Below are 13480 nucleotides of genomic sequence, written 5' to 3'. Positions count from 1 at the left end.
GGTGTCCTCCGGGGGTGCTCTCGGGTGGGAGAGGCGGCCGGCAGCCGGGTGGGGGCATGCTGACCGGGGACGATGCGGGAGCCGAAGCGTGGGAGCGCTCCCGCACCGAACCGCGGCCGATGCTAGCGGCCCGCCCCACCCCGCGGCAGGCCCCCGCGCGACACCGACTCCCGCGCCGACGGCCGGAGTCGGGCCGGGACCGGCCCGCCCCGACCCGTCGCGGCACCGACGAACAGCGGCCGAAGGGCCGCTCCGTACACGCCGCGTCCCACCTCACCGGGGGTCCGGCCGCCCGGCCGCGCACCCGAAACTTTCACGCCCCGCGCACCCCCGGCCCCGCGCTCCCCCGGCCCTGCGGCCCGGCTCGACGGCACGCGCGGATCAGCAGCTGCCGAGGTCCTGCCAGACGCCCCACTGCCCGGTGGTGCCGGGCTCCTCGCCCAGCGTCCACCACTTGGCGCTCCACTGGTGGCCCTTCCACGAGACGGTGGCGCCCCCGGTGTAGACCTGCGCGCCGACCCAGGGGGCGGCGGGGCACGCCGGGGCGGTCACGGTGAGCGTGTAGGTCGCGGAGGACGTGGCCGAGGTGCCGGTCAGCACGCCGTTGACCGTCAGCGTGTAGGTGCCGGGGACGACCGCGGACCCGGTCGACACCGACAGGGCGGCGCTGGAACTCCCGCTGACCGACGACGGGTTGACCGAGGCGCTGACCCCGGCGGGAGCACCGCTGACCGTCAGCGCGATGGACGTGTACGAGCCGTTGTTGATGATGGCCGTGCCCACGCTCGCGGTGGCCGACGAGCCGGGGGCCAGCGTGCCCGAGGACGGGTTGACCTGCACCTGGATGGCCGGCGACAGGACGCTCGACGCGGAGGGCGACGGGGAGGGCGACGGGGCACCCGCCGCGTGGACGGTGCCGGCGCCCGCGAGCGCCACGCCGGCGACGGCGGTGGCGGTGGTGACGGCTCCGGCGAGCAGGGCTCGGAGTGGTGCGCGAACGGGTCCGGCCATGGACCGCGCTCCCTTCGAAGGTGGGGGACTTCGGCGGCCCGAAGCACTCTGGGCCGGACCCATACTGGTGGTCTGGACCACCGGGCTGTCAAGAGTCCTCACCGCGCCCCCGGGGCCCAGCGGCCCCTTCCGGAAGGGGAGTTGCGGTGCGGGTCGGCGCGGCGGGGCGGGGCCGCGCGGTCTCACATCCGGGATCTCAGCACGTCGACCTCGCAGCCCGGGGCGAACGGGTCGAAGCCGTGCTCGACGAGCCAGCGGACGGCCAGCAGGCTCCGCAGCGACGACCAGGCGCGGATCACGTCCGGGTCGACGTCGGTGCCGTAGCCGGCGAGGAGGTCGTCGAGGTGCTCCTCGTGTCCGAGCGTGAAGGTGGCGAGGTCGTACAGGGCGTCGCCCCGGCCCGCCTCGGACCAGTCGATGATGCCGGTGACCCGGTCGCCGTCGACGAAGAGGTGGGCGATCTGCAGGTCGCCGTGCGTGAACGCCGGGGTCCACGGCCGGAACGCGGCCTCCGCGACGCGGCGGTTGCGGGTGACCAGGTCGGCGGGCAGGAGGCCGCCGGACACGAGCAGCTCGCACTCCCGGTCGAGTTCCGCCGTCAGCGCGACGATGCTCCGCCCGGCCCGGCCCGGCCGTGCCGGCAGCGGCGCGTCGTGCAGCTCCCGGATGGCGGCGCCCGCCGCGGCCCACGCCGCCGGCGACCCGGTCGACGGCCCGCCCAGGCTCCCGAGCGTCGTCCCCGGGAGCGCGGCGAGCGCGAGCACGGGCGGCTTGCGCCACAGGACCTCCGGGGTCGGGACCGGCGCCAGGGCCATCGCCTCGACCTCGGCGTCGATGCGCGCCTGATCGGGGTCCACCTTCAGGAACACGTCACCGACCCGCAGGGTCGCACGCTCGGAGTGCGCGACGACGACCTCGACCTCATCCATGGCGGCCAGTATCCCGGGCCGGCCGACGACACGCACCGGGTTATCACGGGCCGACCGCAGCCCGGAGCCGCCAGCCCGGGGCGGCCCGCCCGGAGCCGCCCGGGGTGTCGGTTCCGTGAGCGGGGTCAGTTCTGGCGGTGGGCTTCGAGCGCGGCGGTGACGGTCTCCAGCAGCTCGGTCCAGGACGCCTCGAACTTGCTGACGCCCTCGTCCTCCAGGAGCTGGACCACGTCGTCGTAGTCGACGCCCGCGGCGGCGACGGCGGCGAGGACGGCCTCGGCGTCGGCGTAGTGCGCGGTGATGGTGTCGCCGGTGACGGCGCCGTGGTCGTCGGTGGCGTCCAGGGTGGCCTCGGGCATGGTGTTGACGGTGCCGGGGGCGACCAGCTCGGTGACGTAGAGGGTGTCGGGGAGGTTGGGGTCCTTGACGCCGGTGGAGGCCCAGAGCGGGCGCTGCGGCTTGGCGCCGGCGGCCTCCAGGGCGGCCCAGCGGGCGGAGGCGGGCTTGGTGCCGTCGACCGAGCCGTAGACCTCCTCGTAGGCCCGGTAGGCGAGGCGGGCGTTGGCGAGCGCGGCCTTGGAGCGCAGTTCCTTGGCCTCGGGGGTGCCGGCGGCGTCGAGGCGCTTGTCGATCTCGGTGTCGACCCGGGAGACGAAGAACGAGGCGACGGACTCGATCTGGGACAGGTCGAGTCCGGCGGCCTTGGCGGCCTCCAGGCCGCTCAGGTGGGCGTCGATGACGGCGCGGTAGCGCTCCAGGGAGAAGATCAGCGTGACGTTGACGCTGATGCCCCGGCCCAGGACGGCGCTGATGGCGGGCAGGCCGGCCAGGGTGGCGGGGATCTTGATCAGCACGTTGGGGCGGTCGACCAGCCACCACAGCTGCTTGGCCTCGGCGACGGTCGCCGCGCTCTGGTGCGCGAGGCGGGGGTCGACCTCGATGGAGACCCGGCCGTCGCGGCCGTTGGAGGCGTCGTAGACGGGGCGCAGCACGTCGGCGGCGTCGCGCACGTCCGAGGTGGTGATCATGCGGATCGCCTCGTCGGTGGTGACGCCCCGCACCGCGAGGTCGGTCAGCTGGCCGTCGTAGGCGGCGCTGCCGCCGCCGATGGCCTTCTGGAAGATGGTCGGGTTGGTGGTGACGCCGACGACGTGCTTCTCCTGCACCAGCTCGGCCAGGTTGCCGGAGTTCAGGCGCTCCCGGCTCAGGTCGTCGAGCCAGATCGCCACGCCCTCTTCGCTGAGGCGGTTCAATGCGTCGGTCATGGTGGGTCGGGTCCTTTCAGGGGTCTTGCGGGTGGCCGGGTGCCGGCGGGTCATCAGGTCAGCGGGTGACGGTGAACCGGTAGACCGTGGTGGAGCGGTACTCCTCCCCCGGGCGCAGGGCGGTGGAGGGGTAGTCGGGGCGGTTCGGGGAGTCGGGGAAGTGCTGGGTCTCCAGGGCGAGGCCGGCGTGTGCCCGGTAGGGGCGGCCGGAGCGGCCGGTGACCGAGCCGTCGAAGAGGTTGCCGGTGTAGACCTGGAGTCCGGGTTCGGTGGTGCGGCACTCCAGGCGGCGGCCGCTGGCCGGGTCGGTGAGGACGGCGGCGGTGCGCAGGCCGGTGCCGTCCAGGACCCAGGTGTGGTCGTAGCCGGAGCCGGCCGGGCCGAGTTGCGGGTGCCGCAGGGCGAACCGGTCGCCGAGCGTGCGGGCCGTGCGGAGGTCGAAGGGGGTGCCGGCGACGGGTTCGACCGGGCCGAGCGGGATCAGGTCGTCGTCGACGGGGAGGTAGCCGGCGGCGTCGACGCGCAGCAGGTGGTCGAGGACGGTGCCGCTGCCTTCGCCGGCGAGGTTGAAGTAGGCGTGGTTGGTGAGGTTGACGACGGTGGGCGCGTCGGTGGTGGCCCGGTACTCGATGGTCAGTTCGCCGCGGGCGTCGAGCAGGTAGGTGGTCTCGGCGGTGAGCGCGCCGGGGAAGCCCTGGTCGCCGTCGGGGCTGTGCAGGCGCAGCCGGACGCCGACCCGGTGCTCTTCGCGGACGGCTTCGCCCTCCCAGAGCCGGGTGGCGTAGCCGTCGGGGCCGCCGTGCAGGGTGTGGCCGGTGTCCTGGGTGGCGAGGTGGTGGACGGTGCCGTCGAGGGGCAGTCGGCCGCCGGCGACGCGGTTGGCGTAGCGGCCCACGGTGGCGCCGAAGTAGGCGGCGTCGCCGAGCAGGTCGGCGACGTGGGCGCCGCCGAGGACGACGTTGGTGCGGTGTCCGCTGCGGTCGGGGGCGTGGAGGGCTTCGAGGCGGGCGCCGAGGCTGAGGACCTCCGCGGTGACGCCGCCGGGGGCGCCGAACGTCCAGCGGGTGATCCACCGGCCGTCGGGGAGGGTGGCGATCTCGCTCTGGGCGATCCTGAGTCGGGCGGGGGCTCCGGGCGGCACGGGCGGCTCCGTTCAGCGGGGACGGACGGGCGGACGGGCAGCGGGCCGGGCAGCGGGCCGGGCAGCGGGCCGGGCAGCGGGCCGGGGAGAAGCGGGGGACGGCGCCCGCGGGCGGGCGGGCGCCGTCGTTCCTGGGTGACGGAGGGTCACAGGCGCTGGGCCAGGCGGTGGTAGGCCTGGTTCCAGCGCAGTTCGCGGGTGAAGGAGCGGATGGTGGTGTCGGCGTCGATGACGACGAGTTCGGTGGCCAGCATCTCGGCGAGGTCGTCGAGGTGCTCGGTGCCGAGGGCGCTGGTGAGGACGGTGTGGTGCGGGGCGCCGGCGGTGAGCCAGGCTTCGGTGGAGGTGCGCAGGTTGGGCCGGGGCTGCCAGACGGCGCGGGCGACGGGCAGGTTGGGGAGCGGTTCGACGGGGTCGACGACGTCGATCTCGTTGGCGACCAGGCGGAAGCGGTCGCCGAGGTCGGCGAGTCCGACGACGGTGGCGGGGCCGGGCGCGGCGTCGAAGACGAGGCGGACGGGGTCCTCGCGGCCGCCGATGCCGAGCGGGTGGATCTCGCAGGACGGGGTGGCGGCGGCGATGCTCGGGCAGACCTCCAGCATGTGCGCGCCGAGGATCAACTCCCTTCCGGGCTCCAGGTGGTAGGTGTAGTCCTCCATGAAGGAGGTGCCGCCGCCCAGGCCGGTGGCGGTGGTCTTGAGGGTGCGCAGCAGGACGGAGGTCTTCCAGTCGCCCTCGCCGCCGAAGCCGTAGCCGTCGGCCATCAGGCGCTGGACGGCGAGGCCGGGGAGCTGGCGCAGGCCGCCGAGGTCCTCGAAGTTGGTGGTGAAGGCGCCGAAGCCGCCGGCGGTGAGGAAGCCGCGCAGGCCGAGTTCGATCCGGGCGGCGTAGCGCAGCGAGTCGTGGCGGTCGCCGCCGGGGCGCAGTTCGGGGGCCAGGCGGTAGGTCTCGTCGTACTCCTTGACCAGGGCGGTGACGTCGGCGTCGGCGGTGGTGTCGACGGCGGTGACCAGGTCGTTGACGCCGTAGGTGTTGACGGAGACGCCGAAGCGCAGTTGGGCCTCGACCTTGTCGCCCTCGGTGACGGCGACGTCGCGCATGTTGTCGCCGAAGCGGGCGAGCTTGAGGGCGGCGAGGTCGGCGCGGCCGGCGGCGGCGCGGGACCAGGCGGCGATCCGGTGGGCGACGGCGGGGTCGCTGACGTGGCCGGCGACGGTCTTGCGGGCGACGCCGAGGCGGGACTGGATGTAGCCGAACTCGCGGTCGCCGTGGGCGGCCTGGTTCAGGTTCATGAAGTCCATGTCGATGGTGGCCCAGGGCAGGTCGCGGTTGGCCTGGGTGTGCAGGTGGAGCAGTGGTTTGCGGAGCGCGTCGAGGCCGGCGATCCACATCTTGGCCGGGGAGAAGGTGTGCATCCAGGCGATCAGGCCGACGCAGGCGTCGTCGGCGTTGGCCTCCAGGCAGACCCGGCGGATCGCGTCGGCGCCGGTGAGGACGGGCTTCCAGATCAGGCGCACGGGCAGGCCGGTGCGGGCGAGCTGGTTGATGACCTGCCGGGACTGGTCGGCGACCTGCTGGAGGGTGTCGGCGCCGTAGAGGCCCTGGCTCCCGGTGAGGAACCAGATCTCGCGTCCGGTGAATACCTCGGTCACTGGTGGTTCTCCTTCACTGGGCCGCGGGGCGCTGGCCGTAGACGTTCTGGTAGCGGAAGTTGAGGCGGTCGATGTCGGCCTGGGCGATCGGCAGCGGTTCGCCGAGCTGGCGGGAGACGTGCACGGTGCGGGCGACGTCCTCGCACATGACGGCGGCCTTGACGGCGGCGCGGGCGTCCTTGCCGATGGTGAAGACGCCGTGGCTCTTCATCAGGACGGCGGGCGAGCGGTGGCCGTCGAGGGTCTCGACGATGCCGCGGCCGATCGAGTCGTCGCCGATCAGCGCGAACGGGCCGACCGGGATCTCGGCGCCGAACTCGTCGGCCATCGCGGTCAGCACGCAGGGCACCGGCTCGCCGCGGGCGGCCCAGGCGCTGGCGTAGGTGGAGTGGGTGTGCACGACGCCGCCGACGTCGGGGCGGTGGCGGTAGACGTAGGCGTGCGCGGCGGTGTCGGAGGAGGGGGCGTGCCGGCCTTCGACGACGTTGCCGTCCAGGTCGCACAGGATCATGTTGCCGGGGGTGAGTTCGTCGTAGTCGACGCCGCTGGGCTTGATGACCAGCAGGTCCTGGCCGGGGACGCGGGCGGAGACGTTGCCGGCGGTCCACACGACCAGGCCGTAGCGGACCAGCTCCCGGTGCAGGTCGCAGACCTGGCGGCGGAGCGCGTCGATGGTGTCGCTCATGGGGTGTCAGTCCTCGCTGTGGTGGCTCGGGGCGGCGTGGCCCAGCGCGGCGTTGCGGATCGCCCGCAGGCGGTGCAGCAGCAGGTCGTTCCCGGTGCCGAAGTGCGCGTGCAGCAGGCGGTACTCGGCGTACAGGGCGTCGTAGGCGTCGGCGCGGGCCGGGTCGGGCAGGTAGGCGTGGCGCCGGACGCGGCCCATCGCGGCGGCGGCGGTGCGGACGTCCGGGTGGGCGCCGGCGGCGACGGCGGCGTGGATGGCGGAGCCGAGGGCCGGGCCCTGTTCGGAGACGGCGAGCGAGACCGGGCGGCGCAGCACGTCGGCGTGGATCTGCATCAGCAGGGCGTTCTTCTTCAGGCCGCCGGTGACGACGAACTCGTCGACGGGGACGCCGCCGTCCTCCAGGGCCTCGACGATGGTGCGGGCGCCGAAGGCGGTGGCCTCCAGCAGGGCGCGGTAGACGTCCTCCGGCCGGGTGGCCAGGGTGAGGCCGGCGATGACGCCGGAGAGGTGGTGGTCGACCAGGGTGGAGCGGTTGCCGTTCATCCAGTCGAGGGCCACCAGGCCGTGCGCGCCGACCGGTTGGGCGGCGGCCTTGCGGGTGAGCAGGTGGTGGGCGTCCTCGCCGGTGGCCTCGGCCTCGGCGAGGTAGTCGGCGGGCAGGCCCTGGCGCAGCCACCAGGCGAAGATGTCGCCGACGGCGGACTGGCCGGCCTCGTAGCCCCAGGCGCCCTCGGCGATGCCGCCGTCGACGACGCCGCAGATGCCGGGGACGTCGGCCGGGGCGGGGCCGTTGACGACGTGGCAGGTGGAGGTGCCCATGATCGCCAGCAGCTTGCCGTTGTCGACGGCCTGCGCGGCGGGCGCGGCGACGTGGGCGTCGACGTTGCCGGCGGCGACCGCGATGCCCGCCGGCAGGCCGGTCCAGGCGGCGGCCTCGGCGGTCAGCGAGCCGGCCCGGGAGCCGAGCGGGGCGAGGCCGGCGGGGTGTTCGAGCCGGGTGCGGGCGAAGTCGGCGAAGCCGGGGTGCAGGGCGGCCAGGTACTCCTCGGACGGGTAGCCGCCGTCCTGGAAGATGCCCTTGTAGCCGGCGGTGCAGGTGTTGCGGGACTCGGTGCCGGTGAGCTGCCAGACGATCCAGTCGGCGGCCTCGATCCAGCGCTCGCAGGCGGCGTAGACCTCGGCGTCCTCCTCCAGCACCTGGAGCGCCTTGGCGTACTGCCACTCGGCGGAGATCTTGCCGCCGTAGCGGTGGATCCACTTCTCGCCGCGGGCGTGCGCCAGGGCGTTGATCCGGTCGGCCTGGCCCTGGGCGGCGTGGTGCTTCCACAGTTTCGGCCAGGCGTGCGGGCGTCCGGCCCAGGCGGGCAGCTCGGCCAGCGGGGTGCCGTCGGCCAGGGTCGGCAGCACGGTGCAGGCGGTGAAGTCGGTGGCGACGCCGATCACGGCGGCCGGGTCGACGCCGGCGGCGGCCAGCGCGGCGGGGACGGCGGTGCGCAGCACCGCGCGCCAGTCCTCGGGGTGCTGGAGCGCCCAGTCGGGGGGCAGGCGGCGGCCGGTGCCGGGCAGGCGGTCCTCGATCACGGCGTGCGGGTAGGCGTGCACGGCGGTGCCGAGCTCCTCGCCGTCCCGTACCCGGACCACCACCGCGCGCCCCGACAGGGTGCCGAAGTCGATGCCGACGACGTAGCTCTCCGGCTCGTTCGCCCGGTCTTGGTGGGAAGTCAAGCTCACTGTCTCTTCCTTGGCGTGGGGTGGGGCGTGGGGTGGGGCGGGGGGGGTGGCGCGTGGTGGACTGCGGCGGCCGCCGGCGGGTTCCGCGCCGTTGCGGGCCGGCGGCCGGCCGGTGTTCCCGTCGTCGCCCGTCGGGAGGGCGGACGGGATCCGCGCGGGCCGCCCGGCGGGAAGCGGGTGGGGCCGGGCGGCGCGGCGGGGTTCGGGGGGCTGGGTCCGCGGGCCCCGCGGCGCAGGCGGCGGGGCCCGGCGGTCAGGGGCGGCGGGCGGTGATCAGGCGCTGCAGGACGATGAAGACGAACAGCAGGGCGCCGATCACGATCCGGGTCCACCAGGAGCTGAGGGTGCCCTGGAAGCTGATCACGGTCTGGATCAGGCCGAGCACCAGCACGCCGAGCAGGGTGCCCAGCAGGTAGCCGGAGCCGCCGGTGAGCAGGGTGCCGCCGATGACGACCGCGGCGATCGCGTCGAGTTCCAGGCCGACGGCGTGCAGGCCGTAGCCGGAGAGCATGTAGAAGGTGAGCAGCACGCCGCCGAGCGCGGAGCAGAAGCCGCTGATCGCGTACACGGCGGTCTTGGTGCGCTGGACGGGCAGGCCCATCAGCAGCGCGGACTGCTCGCTGCCGCCGAGCGCGTACACGTTGCGGCCGAGCCGGGTGTGGTGCAGGACGACGAAGCCGGCGGCGACCACCAGCAGGGCGATCAGCGCGCTGGGCGAGACGAAGAGGTCGCCGAGCGGGATCCGGGTCTGCGCCATCGCGGTGTACTGCGGGTCGGTGATGGAGATCGACTCGACGCTGATGGTGTAGCACAGGCCGCGGGCCAGGAACATGCCGGCCAGGGTGACGATGAACGGCTGGATCTCGAAGACGTGGATGATCCAGCCCATCAGCCAGCCGCCGGCGGTGCCCATCAGCAGGACCAGCGGGATCACCAGCAGCGGCGGCCAGCCGTGCTGTTCGACCAGCCAGGCGGAGACCATGGTGGAGAGCGCGACCACCGCGCCGACCGACAGGTCGATGCCGCCGGTGAGCACCACGAAGGTCATGCCGACCGCGACGACCAGCAGGAAGGCGTTGTCGATCAGCAGGTTGAGCACGACCTGGCCGGAGAAGAAGCCGTCGTACTGCGCCGAGCCGACGCTGAACATCGACACCAGCAGGACTGCGGTGACCAGCAGCGGGATCTGCCCGCGCAGGCGGGTCAGCAGGGCGTTGGCGTTCACGCGCCGACCTCCCGGTTGGTGGGGGCCGCGGCGTGCGGCCGGGTGGTGCGCCGGGTGCGGGTGCCGCGGGCGGCGAGCTTGGCGCGGAAGGCGGGCGACTGGATCAGGCAGACCGCGATCACCACGAACGCCTTGAACACCAGGGTGGTCTCGGGCGGGATGCCGATGGTGTAGACGGTGGTGGAGAGGGTCTGGATGATGAGCGCGCCCAGGACGGTGCCGCCGAGGGAGAAGCGTCCGCCGTTCAGCGAGGTCCCGCCGAGCACGACGGCGAGGATGGCGTCGAGTTCGATCCACAGGCCGGCGTTGTTGCCGTCGGCGGCCGAGACGTTGGAGGAGACCATCAGCCCGGCCAGCGCCGCGCACAGCGCGCTGAACACGTAGACCAGGGCGACCAGCCGGGTCGCCCGGATGCCGACCAGCCGGCTGGCCACCGGGTTGCCGCCGACGGACTCCAGCAGCAGGCCGAGCGCGGTGGAGCGGGTCAGCAGCACGGTGGCCAGCACCACGGCGGCGCTGAGCAGGATCGCGAACGGCATGGTCAGCCAGTAGCCGCCGCCGATCATCTTGTACGGGTCGCTGGTGACGGTGATGATCTGGCCGTCGGTGATCAGCTGGGCGACGCCGCGGCCGGCCACCATCAGGATCAGGGTGGCGATGATCGGTTGGACGCCGGCCTTGGCCACCAGCAGGCCGTTGACCGCGCCGAGCAGCAGTGCGGTGCCCAGGGCGATGCCGAGGGCGCCCAGCAGGGTGGCGAGGCCGCCCGGGTCGGCGGACTCGCTGATGTGCAGGCAGGCCAGGGCGCCGGAGATCGCGACGGTGGAGCCGACCGAGAGGTCGATGCCGCCGGTGGCGATCACCAGGGTCATGCCGAGCGCGACCAGGATCAGCGGGGCGCCGAAGTGCAGGATGTCGATCAGCGAGCCGTAGAGGTGGCCGCCCCGGACGTGGACGGCGAAGAAGTCCGGGGTGAAGGCGAGGTTGGCGACCAGGAGCACCGCCAGCACGGCGGCCGGCCAGAACAGCCGGGACCGGGTCACCGCCTTCACCGGGCTCGCCGCTGCTGCCGTGTTCATGCGTGCGCTCCGCTCGCGATGGTGGCCATGACGCGCTCCGGGGTGAGCTCGCCGTCGTTGTCGAGCTGGGCGACCATCCGGTGGTCGCGCAGCACGCCGATCCGGTGGCTGAGCCGCAGCACCTCCTCCAGTTCGGCGGAGATGAACAGCACCGCCATGCCGTCCTCGGCGAGGTTCGCCACCAGTTTCTGGATCTCGGCCTTGGCGCCGATGTCGATGCCGCGGGTGGGCTCGTCGAGGATCAGCAGCTTGGGGTCGGTGATCAGCCAGCGGGCCAGCAGCACCTTCTGCTGGTTGCCGCCGCTGAGGTTGCGCACCAGCGCCTCGGGGTTGCCGGGACGGATGTCCAGGGCGCGGATCCACTTCAGCGCGTACGCGTCCTGGGCGGTGCGCGACAGCGGGCGGAGCCAGCCGCGGGCGGCCTGCAGGGCGAGGACGATGTTCTCCCGGACGGTCAGTTCGCCGACCAGGCCCTCGGTCTTGCGGTTCTCCGAGCAGAACGCGATGCCGTGGGCGATCGCGTCGCGCGGGCCGCGCAGCGCGGTGACGGCGCCCTCGATCCGCAGCGTGCCGCCGTCGCTCTGGTCGGCGCCGAACAGCAGCCGGGCGGCCTCGGTCCGGCCGGAGCCGAGCAGTCCGGCCAGGCCGATCACCTCGCCGGGGCGGATGTCGAGGTCGTACGGTTCGACGGCGCCGCGCCGGGTCAGCCGGTCGGCCCGCAGGAACGCCTCGCCGGTGCGGGCGGTGCGCTCGCGCCGCTTGCCGCCGCCGAGCTGGTCGAGTCCGGCGAGTTCGGCGCCGATCATCCGGGAGACCAGTTCGACCTGGCCGAGCTCGCCGGTGCGGTACTCGCCCTCCAGCCGGCCGTTGCGCAGCACGGTCATCCGGTCGCAGATCTCGTAGACCTGGTCGAGGAAGTGCGAGACGAACAGGATCGCCACGCCCTGGTCGCGCAGTCGGCGCATGACGGCGAAGAGCCGGCGCACCTCGTCGCGGTCCAGGCTGGAGGTCGGCTCGTCCAGGATCAGCACCTTGGCGGAGACGTCGACCGCGCGGACGATCGCGACCAGTTGCTGGACGGCGATGGAGTAGCTGTTCAGCGGCGCGCTGACGTCGATGTCCAGGTCGAGTTCGCGGACGAGCTCGGCGGCCCGGCGGCGCATCGCCGCCCAGTCGATCAGGCCGAACCGGCGGGGTTCGCGGCCGATGAAGACGTTCTCCGCGACCGACAGGTTCGGGCAGAGGTTCACCTCCTGGTAGACCGTGCTGATGCCGGCCTGCTGGGCCTGGAGCGGCCCGGCGACCCGGACCCGCTCGCCGGCCAGCACCACCTCGCCGCCGTCCGCCTGGTAGACGCCGGTGAGCACCTTGATCAGGGTGGACTTGCCGGCGCCGTTCTCCCCCATCAGGGCGTGCACCTCGCCGGGGAAGAGCCGGAAGTCGACCCCGTCCAGCGCCACCACCCCGGGGAACTCCTTGCGGATCCCCCGGACTTCCAGGACCGGTTGCTGCCGCACCCCGGTTCTCCTCTCGTGTTCTCCCGGGCGGGGCCGCCGCTGGGGCGGCCCCGGCCGGTCGGGGCGGGTCAGTACTGGCGGTTGGGCAGGGCCGCGGTGGCCTGCTCGGGGGTGAAGGTGCCCTCCTCGGTCTTGATCCGGCGCGGCACGCTCTCGCCGGCCTTGACCTTCTTCGCCAGGTCCATCAGCTGGTCGCCGAGCAGCGGGTTGCACTCGACGTCGTAGTTGATCTTGCCCTGGCTCATCGCGGTGAAGGCGTCCTTGACGCCGTCCACCGAGACGATCTTGATGTCGGTGCCGGGCTTCTTGCCGGCCTCCTCGATCGCCTGGATCGCGCCCAGCGCCATGTCGTCGTTGTGCGCGTACAGCACGTCGATCTTCGGCTGGGACTTCAGGAACGCCTGCATGACCTCCTTGCCCTTGGCGCGGGTGAAGTCACCGGTCTGCGAGGCGACCACCTTGAACTTCGGCTGGCCCTTGACGGCGTCCGCGAAGCCGGACTTGCGGTCGTTGGCGGGCGCGGAGCCGGTGGTGCCCTCCAGCTGGACGACGTTCACGTCGCCGGTGGCGGCCGCGTACTCCTTGACCAGCCAGTCACCGGCCTTCTTGCCCTCCTCGACGAAGTCCGAGCCGAGGAAGGAGACGTACAGCGACTCGTCCTTGGAGTCGACCGCGCGGTCGGTCAGGATGACCGGGATGTGCGCGTCCTTGGCCTCCTTGAGGACGGTGTCCCAGCCCGACTCGACCACCGGCGAGAAGGCGATCACGTCGACCTTCTGCTGGATGAACGAGCGGATCGCCTTGATCTGGTTCTCCTGCTTCTGCTGCGCGTCGGAGAACTTCAGCTCGATCCCGGCCTTCTTCGCCGCGTCCTGGACCGACTTGGTGTTGGCGGTGCGCCAGCCGCTCTCGGCGCCGACCTGGGAGAAGCCCACGACGAGCTTGTGGCCGGAACCCTTGTCGGCGGAGCCTGAGCCGCCGCCGGAACCGCAGGCGGTGAGGACGGCGACCATCGCGCCGGCGACCAGGGCCGCCGCAGCTCTCTTGGACATGTGGGGAATTCCTCTCGGGATCGTCGATCGCACGGCCGGCGGGGCCGGCCCGCGTTCACGGGGGTGAGGAGCGAGACGACCGGGGCAGGGCGCGACCGGGGAGGGCGCACGCCGTCTCGTCCGTGTGAACGGGATGTAGCGGCGCCGTTTCGCTTGAGGGAGATTGTTAGCGCTCACATTCGGGCTCGACAAC

Annotated in this window: 11 protein-coding genes; all 11 read right to left on the bottom strand. The window is 73.3% G+C overall.

What is annotated here, in order from left to right; translation table 11 throughout:
* Nucleotides 1–381 precede the first annotated feature (381 nt).
* Nucleotides 382–1011, bottom strand: a complete 630-nt coding sequence (locus KSE_RS36705) for a hypothetical protein (RefSeq protein WP_014140467.1) — start codon at nucleotides 1009–1011, stop codon at nucleotides 382–384.
* Between the two features lie 182 nt (nucleotides 1012–1193).
* On the bottom strand, nucleotides 1194–1940 hold the full coding sequence (locus KSE_RS36700) for a phosphotransferase family protein (protein WP_014140466.1): 747 nt from the start codon (nucleotides 1938–1940) through the stop codon (nucleotides 1194–1196).
* 125 nt (nucleotides 1941–2065) lie between these two features.
* Entirely contained in the window at nucleotides 2066–3205 is a 1140-nt protein-coding gene (tal, locus tag KSE_RS36695) for a transaldolase (RefSeq protein WP_014140465.1), read from the bottom strand.
* A gap of 58 nt (nucleotides 3206–3263) precedes the next feature.
* Nucleotides 3264–4346 (bottom strand): aldose epimerase family protein, encoded by a 1083-nt coding sequence (locus KSE_RS36690; RefSeq protein WP_014140464.1) that lies wholly within the window; start codon nucleotides 4344–4346, stop codon nucleotides 3264–3266.
* A gap of 146 nt (nucleotides 4347–4492) precedes the next feature.
* Nucleotides 4493–5998: an L-arabinose isomerase gene (gene araA / locus KSE_RS36685; protein WP_014140463.1), complete on the bottom strand. Its 1506-nt coding sequence runs from the start codon at nucleotides 5996–5998 to the stop codon at nucleotides 4493–4495.
* A gap of 13 nt (nucleotides 5999–6011) precedes the next feature.
* A complete protein-coding gene (locus tag KSE_RS36680; RefSeq protein ID WP_014140462.1) occupies nucleotides 6012–6683 on the bottom strand; it encodes an L-ribulose-5-phosphate 4-epimerase in 672 nt (223 codons plus the stop codon).
* 6 nt (nucleotides 6684–6689) lie between these two features.
* Nucleotides 6690–8408, bottom strand: coding sequence for a ribulokinase (locus KSE_RS36675; RefSeq protein WP_014140461.1), 1719 nt, complete (start codon nucleotides 8406–8408; stop codon nucleotides 6690–6692).
* A 259-nt stretch (nucleotides 8409–8667) separates the two neighbouring features.
* On the bottom strand, nucleotides 8668–9639 hold the full coding sequence (yjfF, locus tag KSE_RS36670; RefSeq protein ID WP_014140460.1) for a galactofuranose ABC transporter, permease protein YjfF: 972 nt from the start codon (nucleotides 9637–9639) through the stop codon (nucleotides 8668–8670).
* Nucleotides 9636–10718: an ABC transporter permease gene (locus KSE_RS36665; protein WP_033259546.1), complete on the bottom strand. Its 1083-nt coding sequence runs from the start codon at nucleotides 10716–10718 to the stop codon at nucleotides 9636–9638. The genes yjfF and KSE_RS36665 overlap by 4 nt, the downstream gene beginning before the upstream one ends.
* On the bottom strand, nucleotides 10715–12235 hold the full coding sequence (locus KSE_RS36660; protein ID WP_014140458.1) for a sugar ABC transporter ATP-binding protein: 1521 nt from the start codon (nucleotides 12233–12235) through the stop codon (nucleotides 10715–10717). Before KSE_RS36660 ends, KSE_RS36665 begins: the two co-directional genes overlap by 4 nt.
* A gap of 68 nt (nucleotides 12236–12303) precedes the next feature.
* Nucleotides 12304–13287 carry an ABC transporter substrate-binding protein gene (locus KSE_RS36655; RefSeq protein ID WP_014140457.1) on the bottom strand — a complete coding sequence of 328 codons (984 nt, stop codon included), beginning with the start codon at nucleotides 13285–13287 and terminating at the stop codon, nucleotides 12304–12306.
* Nucleotides 13288–13480 lie beyond the last annotated feature (193 nt).

Source organism: Kitasatospora setae KM-6054 (assembly GCF_000269985.1).
Taxonomy (GTDB): Bacteria; Actinomycetota; Actinomycetes; order Streptomycetales; family Streptomycetaceae; genus Kitasatospora; species Kitasatospora setae.
This window is presented reverse-complemented; position numbering and strand designations above follow the sequence as displayed.